General features: G+C 59.5%; 8 protein-coding genes. 6 read left to right on the forward strand and 2 right to left on the reverse strand.

Annotated features, from left to right (window positions below; all coding sequences use genetic code 11):
- The first annotated feature begins 183 nt into the window (after positions 1-183).
- From QP868_RS10415 to ilvC, 3 genes are read left to right on the forward strand one after another with little or no spacing between them, the layout of a single operon-like run.
- Positions 184-2,010: an acetolactate synthase large subunit gene (locus tag QP868_RS10415; protein ID WP_284926499.1), complete on the forward strand. Its 1,827-nt coding sequence runs from the start codon at positions 184-186 to the stop codon at positions 2,008-2,010.
- Positions 2,011-2,012: 2 nt separating this feature from the next.
- On the forward strand, positions 2,013-2,522 hold the full coding sequence (ilvN, locus tag QP868_RS10420) for an acetolactate synthase small subunit (protein ID WP_284926500.1): 510 nt from the start codon (positions 2,013-2,015) through the stop codon (positions 2,520-2,522).
- A 48-nt stretch (positions 2,523-2,570) separates the two neighbouring features.
- A complete protein-coding gene (gene ilvC / locus QP868_RS10425; protein WP_005881642.1) occupies positions 2,571-3,599 on the forward strand; it encodes a ketol-acid reductoisomerase in 1,029 nt (342 codons plus the stop codon).
- Between the two features lie 163 nt (positions 3,600-3,762).
- On the opposite strand, the gene QP868_RS10430 is transcribed toward ilvC, so the two are convergent.
- Together QP868_RS10430 and QP868_RS10435 are read right to left on the reverse strand one after the other, a co-directional pair.
- Positions 3,763-5,316 (reverse strand): acetolactate synthase large subunit, encoded by a 1,554-nt coding sequence (locus tag QP868_RS10430; protein ID WP_284926501.1) that lies wholly within the window; start codon positions 5,314-5,316, stop codon positions 3,763-3,765.
- 48 nt (positions 5,317-5,364) lie between these two features.
- The gene (locus QP868_RS10435; protein ID WP_284926502.1) at positions 5,365-6,042 is read right to left on the reverse strand and encodes a TetR/AcrR family transcriptional regulator; all 678 of its coding nucleotides are present in this window, start codon (positions 6,040-6,042) and stop codon (positions 5,365-5,367) included.
- Positions 6,043-6,155: 113 nt separating this feature from the next.
- Between QP868_RS10435 and QP868_RS10440 the strand changes: the two genes are divergently transcribed.
- The 3 genes from QP868_RS10440 to QP868_RS10450 all read left to right on the forward strand — a co-directional run bounded on the left by QP868_RS10440 (position 6,156) and on the right by QP868_RS10450 (position 8,235).
- On the forward strand, positions 6,156-7,067 hold the full coding sequence (locus QP868_RS10440) for an NAD-dependent epimerase/dehydratase family protein (protein ID WP_284926503.1): 912 nt from the start codon (positions 6,156-6,158) through the stop codon (positions 7,065-7,067).
- Between the two features lie 267 nt (positions 7,068-7,334).
- Positions 7,335-7,520 carry a hypothetical protein gene (locus QP868_RS10445; RefSeq protein ID WP_146004639.1) on the forward strand — a complete coding sequence of 62 codons (186 nt, stop codon included), beginning with the start codon at positions 7,335-7,337 and terminating at the stop codon, positions 7,518-7,520.
- A 118-nt stretch (positions 7,521-7,638) separates the two neighbouring features.
- Positions 7,639-8,235, forward strand: coding sequence for a hypothetical protein (locus QP868_RS10450; RefSeq protein ID WP_284926505.1), 597 nt, complete (start codon positions 7,639-7,641; stop codon positions 8,233-8,235).
- The last annotated feature ends 344 nt before the right edge of the window (positions 8,236-8,579 follow it).

Genomic DNA, 8,579 nt, shown 5'->3' on the forward strand with positions numbered 1-8,579 from the left:
ATGTTTGACACCGCACGGTGGGTGCCCCATACACTAAGTGACATGAACAACATTGTCGTCCTTATTAGCAAGCGCGCGGAGTTACTCCAAGCGTTCTAACAAGGACGAACCCGCGCGCCCCTTCCGGATAACGGTAAGGGGCGTTTTTATTGGTCAGAAGACCACCCACACTAAGGAGCAACCTTGGCCACAACGCAACCGGCACCGGCCTCGGCCACCAGGGCCCACCCGGTACCAAAACGAACCTCGCCAGAGAATCTCACGGGCGCACAAGCCGTCATTCGCAGCCTCGAGCTCCTTGGTGTCGACACGGTATTCGGCCTCCCCGGAGGCACGATCCTTCCCACCTACGACCCACTGCTGGACTCCAAAACCATCAACCACGTCCTGGTGCGCCACGAGCAAGGTGCCGGGCACGCCGCGGAAGGTTACGCCTCGGCGACGGGACGTGTGGGCGTGTGCATGGCGACCTCGGGGCCGGGGGCAACCAACCTGGTCACCGCGTTAGCCGACGCACACATGGACTCCGTGCCAATCCTGGCGATCACGGGGCAGCAGTCCTCAGCCCTGCTGGGAACCGACGCGTTCCAGGAAGCCGACATCGTGGGCATGACCATGCCCATCACCAAACACAGCTTCCTGGTCACCCGTGCTGAAGACATCCCGCACGCAATCCAGTCGGCCTACCACATCGCATCAACCGGACGCCCCGGCCCGGTTCTGGTGGACATCACGAAAGACGCGCAGAACGCCGTCGCCGAATTCGTGTGGCCCGACGCCCCCAACCTGCCCGGCTACCGGCCCACCACCCGGCCACACGCCAAGCAGATCAAAGAAGCGGTCAAACTGATCGAACAGTCCACCCGGCCGGTGTTCTACGTGGGCGGGGGAGTGATCCGCGCCGAAGCCAGCCCACAGCTGAAGGAACTGGCCGAAGCCACCCGGATCCCCGTCGCTACCACCTTGATGGCACGCGGCGCATTCCCCGACTCCCACCCGCTGCACGTGGGAATGCCCGGTATGCACGGCTCCGTGAGCGCGGTGACGGCATTCCAAAAGTCAGACCTGCTGATCGCCGTGGGCGCCCGGTTCGACGACCGCGTCACCGGCAACTTGGAATCCTTCGCCCCTAACGCAAAGGTCATCCACATCGACATTGACCCGGCTGAAATTGGGAAGAACCGCGCGGTGGACGTGCCCATCGTGGGGGACGCCGCCGAGGTGCTCGCCCAGTTGACGGCCGAACTCACCGCCTCGAAGTCGGCGGCTTTGGACAACGACCGAGGTGCGTGGTGGTCTCAGCTGAACACGTGGAAGACCACGTACCCACTTGGATTTGAGCCCAACGATCAAGGACTGTGCGACCCGCAGTACGTGATTGAAAGGATTTCGGCCCTGACCGGGCCGGAAGGAACCTACGTCGCAGGTGTTGGACAGCACCAGATGTGGGCCAGCCAGTTCGTCACCTTCGACCGGCCAAACTCGTGGCTCAACTCCGGTGGCCTGGGAACCATGGGGTACTCCGTCCCTGCCGCTATGGGTGCGAAAGTGGGGCAACCCGAACGCACCGTGTGGGCAATCGACGGTGACGGGTGCTTCCAGATGACCAACCAGGAACTTGCCACCTGTGCGCTCAACAACATCCCTATTAAGGTCGCAGTGATTAACAACTCGTCCTTGGGGATGGTGCGTCAGTGGCAGACCCTGTTCTACGACGGCAGGTATTCCCACTCAGACCTCAATACCGGTCATGAATCCGTACGCATCCCTGACTTTGTGAAACTCAGCGAAGCCTACGGATGCTTGGGGCTACGCGTTGACCGCAACGAAGACGTAGACGCAGCCATTGCGACTGCGCTTGAAACCAACGACCGTCCCGTGGTGATTGACTTCACCGTTCCAGCTGATGCCATGGTGTGGCCCATGGTCCCTGCCGGTGTGAGCAACGACCAGATCCAGTACGCCCGCGACATGCAACCAGACTTTGACGACCCCATGGAGGAGTTGTGACAGTGAGCCGCCATACCCTTTCGGTTCTGATTGAAAACAAACCCGGCGCGCTTACCCGCTTCACCGGGTTGCTAGCCCGTCGCGGTTTCAACATTGATTCCCTCGCAGTGGGAACAACAGAAATTGAAGAGATTTCCCGTATCACGGTCGTGGTTGACGTCCGCGATACGCCCCTTGAACAAGTGACGAAACAGCTCAACAAGCTGATCAACGTCATCAAGATCGTGGAGCTGGAGCCTGAGCAATCCGTCAGGCGCGCCCACGTGATCTTCAAGGTCAAAGCTGATCCACAAGCGCGAGCACACATCGCCAGCACATGCGAACTGTTCCGCGCCCACATCATCGATGTGTCAGCTGACGCAGTGTGCGTTGAAGCAACGGGCGAACAGTCCAAGCTTGACGCGTTGCGACGGGTGCTCGAACCGTTTGGAATCAGAGAAATCGTGCAATCAGGAACCGTGGCAATCGGACGTGGAGGCAAGTCCATTTCGGACAAGGCCCTGCGGAACTAAACCAAACTCATATACTCAAAAACACACGCACCAAAACAAGGAGAAGCAATGGTAGAGCGTTATTACGACGACAATGCAGATCTGTCAGTTATCCAGGGTAAGAAAGTTGCCGTAGTTGGATTCGGAAGCCAGGGCCACGCACACGCACTGAGCCTTCGTGACTCAGGCGTTGACGTTCGTATTGGTCTTGCTGAAGGTTCAAAGAGCCGCGACAAGGCTGCCGCACAGGGCTTCGAAGTGGGAACCCCAGGAGAGGTTGCAGACTGGGCTGACGTCGTCGTCATCCTTGCTCCCGACCAGGTTCAGGCCGACATCTACGAAAACGAAATCAAGGACAAGCTTTCCGCTGGCAAGACCCTGGTGTTCAGCCACGGTTTCAACATTCGCTTTGGCTACATCCAGGCTCCTGAAGGCGTGGACGTCATCATGGTTGCGCCTAAGGGCCCCGGCCACATTGTGCGCCGCGAATTTGTTGACGGCCGAGGTGTCCCCGTGCTTGTCGCTGTTGAAAAGGACGAAACCGGAAGCGCATGGGACACCGTTCTGTCCTACGCCAAGGCCATTGGTGGTCTGCGCGCAGGTGGAATCAAGACCACGTTCACGGAAGAAACCGAAACCGACCTGTTCGGTGAACAGGCCGTGCTGTGCGGTGGTGTTTCGCACCTGGTTCAGGCCGGTTTTGAAACCCTGACCGAAGCTGGCTACCAGCCCGAGATCGCGTACTTCGAGGTTCTGCACGAGCTCAAGCTCATCGTTGACCTCATGGTTGAAGGTGGAATCGCTAAGCAGCGCTGGTCCTGCTCCGACACCGCAGAATACGGTGACTACGTGTCCGGTCCACGTGTCATCACCCCAGAAGTGAAGGCTTCCATGAAGGCTGTTCTGGACGACATTCAGAACGGTTCCTTCGCCAAGCGCTTCATGGACGACCAGAAGAACGGCGCCAAGGAATTCAACGAACTGCGTGCTAAGGAAGAACAGCACCCAATCGAGGCAACCGGTCGCGAACTGCGCAAGATGTTCGCATGGCTCAAGGACTCCGACGACGACTACACCGAAGGCACCGCTGCACGCTAAGCAGTAGCGCTAACGGTAGCGTTTGCCCTTAAAACGCTTGTGGCCCTCAGCATTGAGCTGAGGGCCACAGTTGTTTTTGCGGGGCCCGGGAGGGGCGGGCCAGGCGCGCCGAGGTGCCGGGCGCCGGCGGAGGCGGTGACACCTCGGCGACGGCGACCTTGCGTTACATCACGACTTCGATGAGGTACGGGCCTTGCGCGTCAAGACCGGCGCGGAAGGCGGTGGCGAGGTCGTCCATGTTGTCCGCGGCCTGACCGTCCACACCCATCGACTTGGCCAGTGACACCCAGTCGATCGTGGGGTTGGTGAGGTCCATGAGGGCTTCGGCGCGCGGGCCACCAAAGTCAGCGCCCACATTGCGCATTTCGTCGCGCAGGATCTGGTACTTGCGGTTCGAGAAGATCACCACCACAATGTCCAGTCCCTCGCGCGCATAGGTCCACAGCGACTGTGGCATGTACATGCCGGAGCCGTCGGACTCCAGGCAGATCACCTTGCGGTCCGGGCAGGCCACCGCCGCGCCGGCTGCCGTGGGGAGCGCGTAGCCAATAGACCCGCCGGTTCCCAGCATGTAGTCGTGCGGTTGGGCGGTGGCTGCAGTGGAGAAGAACGTGAAGCCGGTGGTGATGCTTTCGTCGACCACGATGCCGTTTTCGGGAATCATGTTGGCCAGCAGGTCGCCCAGCTTTTCTTTGGTGATGGAGCCGGTGGGCAGGCCGGGCAGGTCCAGCGCCGAGGTCGCCGCCTCTTTCGCACTGTCTGCGCCTACCGCTGTGACCAGGGCCTCAAGTGAAGCCGTGAGGTCGTGGCGTGGCTGGGCGAGCTTCACCACGTGCATGGCTGGGGGAGTGAGCGCGCTGGGGCGGTTGGGGTAGGCGAAGAACCCGACTGGGGCCTTCGAGCCAACCAGGACCAGCAGGTCGTAGTCCTTAAGGAAGTCAACGGCTGCAGGGGTGGCGTACGGTACGCGCTTGACTGGCACGCGACCAGCACCCTGGGTAACGCGAGCGACCATGTTGGGGCACAGCAGGTCAGCGCCGGTCGCTTCTGCGATCAGGCCCGCGCTGCGGAGTGGGACTTCGCGCAGGGCGTTTTTGCCCAACAGGATTGCCGGGTTCTTGGCTTTCTTGAGGGCAGCTGCTGCGCCTTCGATGATGTTGTCTGCAGGGATGCCGGCGGCGGGCACGAATGCCTTTTCTGGTTCCTGCTGGTTCTCCACCGGGTTCCACGCGGAGTCGGCAGGCAGGATGAGCGAGGCGATCTGGCCAGGGTTGGTCAGTGACGCGGCGATCGCTGCGGCCGTGTCGTGGGAGACGGAGTCGGCGTTCGCGGTGGTGCGCACCCAGTGGCTGAACGGGCGTGCGGCACCTTCGACGTCCGAGGTGAGCGGGGCGTCGTACTGGCGGTGGTAGATCGCGTGGTCACCAATGACGTTGACGATGGGGGACTGTGCGCGGATCGCGTTGTGCAGGTTTGACAGTCCGTTTGCCAGGCCAGGACCCAGGTGGAGGAGAGTTGCGGCCGGTGTGTCCTTCATGCGCGCGTAACCGTCGGCGGCTCCCGTAACTACGCCTTCGAACAGGCCCAAGATGCAGTTGATTTCCGGGGTGTCATCGAGCGCTGCAACGAAGTGCATTTCCGAGGTACCCGGGTTGGCAAACACTGTGTCGACACCGTTGGCGAGCAGGGTTTGCGTCAGGCTGTGCGCACCGTTCATGGTTCTCCTTGTCTCAATAGATGTGGGGCAAAAGTGGAGTGTGTCACATCAGAGAGTACGGCTTGTTTGGGTGACAAGTAAATTCCGTAGCCACGAATCGAGCAGATCGCTGCCAAGTTCGGTCAGTTCCGGGCCAAGCTGGCCGAACTGAACCGCGTTAATCAGGCCAATGAGAGACGTCCACGCTAGCACCGCACCCGTGGCGCGCTCAGGCGACATATCCGCGCCCAGGTCTGTGGCGCCTCGGGCGAGTTCTTCTGTAAGTGCGGGTGAGGCAGGTTCCGTCCCGAGGTCGAAGTGGGCGACCGTGTGAACGAACAAGGTGAGGACCCGGGTGCCGGGTTCGTTTGTGGACTCTGCGGGGGCGGCGTAGTTGGGGACCGGCGTGCCGTACATCAGGGCCCACTGTTGCGGGTGTCGTTGCGCCCATTCGAGTAGCGCGTGGGTGAGTGCGTGAAGGCGCGCATGGGGTGTCGTGGCGGTATGCGTCGCTTTCTCGACGTGGTCTGCTACGCGGTTGAAAGATTCGACGAGGAGAACCGTGAGGAGTTCGTCGCGGTTTTTCACGTGCCGGTACAGCGCAGATGGGGCGACGCCCATGGATCGCGCGACTTCGCGGAGTGATAGTCCTGCGTGCCCATGCTTCTCAAGAAGACGCGTGCCGTGCGTGATGATGCCCTTGCGCATCTGGGCGCGTGACTCTGCGTGAGGCTTTCGAGTGGTCATGTACACAGTGTGGCAAAGGTTGAGGGGATTTGTTTGTGAACGGTGTTCACAAACTTCGGCGGGTGGGGTAGGTTAATTATGCGAACGGTGTTCGCTAAATTGTGGAGGGTGAAATGAAATATTTGGTGGTTGGGTACGGCCAGATTGGGCAGGAGCTTGTTCGGCAACTGACTGAGCGTGGGGATCGCGTCACGGTCGTGAAGCGGTCAGGTATGGCGCAGCGCAGGGGAGTTGAGGTTATCCAGGGTGATGTGCAAGATGCGCTCTCTGAGTTGGGTTCGGATGGGTTCGACGGGGTGTTTAACTGTATGCACGCGCCTTATAGTGCGCGTGCCTGGCGGGACGTGCTGATTCCGCGCGAGAAACAATTGCTCGAATGGGCTGGTGACGTGCCAGTGGTTTTCCCCGAGTCCGTGTATGCGTGGGGGACCGGAGCGCAGGAGCTGAAGGAAGGGGAGCCAGTTGAGCCAGCGTCGCCACTAGGAGAAGTGCGAGCTCAACTGCTACGCAACCGCGAGGCGTACGGTGGCCGGACCGTGTCCGTTGTTGCCGCGGATCTTATTGGTCCCACTGCGTCATTGGGTGGGGCGGTGTTTCATCAGCTGGTGTTTGATCGTGTGATGAAGGGCAGTCGCCCGCTTGGCATGGGTGACGTGAGGGCACCTCGGAGTATCACGTACATCCCCGATCTGGTCCGTGGAATGGTGTATGCGGTTGAAAACGCGCATGACCTACCGTCTGTCGTTCATGCGCCGACGCTTGGGCCGGTATCACAAGTTGAGTTGGCTCGTGCGTTTGCGCGAGTGGTTTCTAAGCCTGAGCCGTCTGGCGTGTTCCAGATTCCTTGGACTGTGATGAGGGTGACGGGCTTGTTTTCGCAAACGTTTCGCGAACTACACAACCAGAGGTACTTGTGGGACTCCACGCAGGTTCTTCACATAGGGGTGCTGGCCGATCTTCCGGTGGCGAGCCTGGATTCTGCTCTAGCGGGATGCGTCCCTGGGAGGGAGGGTGCTTCGCTGTAGGGGCTGGTTCTGTTCGTTTGTCTACACGAGTCCGCGGTTTTCCGTGAGCTGTGTAGAGTAACGTGCCGATTTTGGCTCGAAAACGTGAACAAAACGAACAAAAGGGGTGTTTACCCAACACAATGACGTGAGCTGTGTTGGGTAAACGCGCGCTACGGGTGTTGGCGGTTCGTCGGGTCTGCTGGAGGTTCAAGCGACTGCTGCGGGGAAAGCGTGCTGATAAAATGTATCGACACAGACATTTTGCGAGAAGAAAAGTGGGCGATCATGAGCGAAAGTACAGTGACGTACATGTCTCCTGAGCAGCTACAGGCGCGTTATAACGAGCTCGCAAGCCGAGTTGGCGACCTGGAAGAGTTCAAGGTGCGTGGCGCGAACTATGACTTAGACGCGGACGATGCCGCGATTTACGACGAATTGCGTGACCTTGAGTTCCTGCTTGGACGAGGCTGAGTTTCCTAACGGCCTCGCAAGACAGGCTCAGGAGTTCGCTGACAACTTGACACGAACGATCCGAACAGTCGCCCCGCGCTGCGATGGTTTTGAAGCGACCCACAGCAATAATCGCCTTGTGGTAAGACAGCGCCCAGATAAGGGCATTGTCTTAACGTTTGATGGTCAACCGCTGCTGGTGCTTAAAGCAGAGTTCTACTGTGAGTGGAATCGCGAGAACCAGTTCCTCGCGGTTCAGAGTTCGACAATTAAGGTGCTCACGAGCGCCAGTACCCAGCCACTTTTTCGCTACGAATACTTGCGTGCTCCAAACAATGTGCCCTCGGCGCATCTACATGTCCACGCGCACCGCGACGCTATGACGTACGTGATGACCAAGGTTGGCCGAACCACGCAGCGCCCCCAACGACGAGGCGGTAAAGACGGAATTCCAGCGTTGCAGGACTTGCACTTCCCGCTTGGTGGGCATAGGTTCCGACCGGCTTTAGAAGACATTCTCGAAATGTTAATTGACGAATTCGACATTGACCACGAGGCGGGCGCTCGAAGTATGTTGGCGGAAGCTCGAGCAGCATGGCGGTTGACACAGACAAAGGCGGCGGTTCGTGATGCACCGGGTGCTGCTGTAGATGCTTTGGCAGCTTTGGGGTATCGCATCACGCCACCAGATTCTGCCGCTACGACGCGGCATGAGGATCGTCTGCGCTCCCTCTGAACCGGAGCAGTGAGTTATAGCGACGGCTAGGCTCAAACGGCGCAAAGGTGGCGTGAGTTGGGTAAACGCGCGCTACGGGTGCGGAGTGTGCCACGTTGACGTGGCGCACTCAGGTGACATTTTCGCGCCTAAGTCTGTCCCACCTCGGGCGGTTTCTGCTCGTTTACCCACCACAACGCGGGGGTTTGGGGACTTGCTGTGTTGGGTAACTGGGCCGAAAACGTGAACAAAACGAACAAAAGGGGTGTTTAGCCAACACAGTACTTCTGGACTTGCCCCTGAAAGTTGGACTGGTTTTATTTTAGGCGGTTAGGGCTTGAAGGGTTTGGTTTCGGTATTGCATG

Source organism: Brevibacterium sp. UMB1308A (assembly GCF_030230605.1).
Lineage (GTDB): Bacteria > Actinomycetota > Actinomycetes > Actinomycetales > Brevibacteriaceae > Brevibacterium.

Coding starts and splice junctions, on each gene's coding strand:
- ilvC (WP_005881642.1), top strand. CDS start 2,571: ATGGTAGAGCGTTATTACGACGACAATGCAGATCTGTCAGTTATCCAG.
- QP868_RS10430 (WP_284926501.1), bottom strand. CDS start 5,316: ATGAACGGTGCGCACAGCCTGACGCAAACCCTGCTCGCCAACGGTGTC.
- QP868_RS10435 (WP_284926502.1), bottom strand. CDS start 6,042: ATGACCACTCGAAAGCCTCACGCAGAGTCACGCGCCCAGATGCGCAAG.
- QP868_RS10440 (WP_284926503.1), top strand. CDS start 6,156: ATGAAATATTTGGTGGTTGGGTACGGCCAGATTGGGCAGGAGCTTGTT.
- QP868_RS10445 (WP_146004639.1), top strand. CDS start 7,335: ATGAGCGAAAGTACAGTGACGTACATGTCTCCTGAGCAGCTACAGGCG.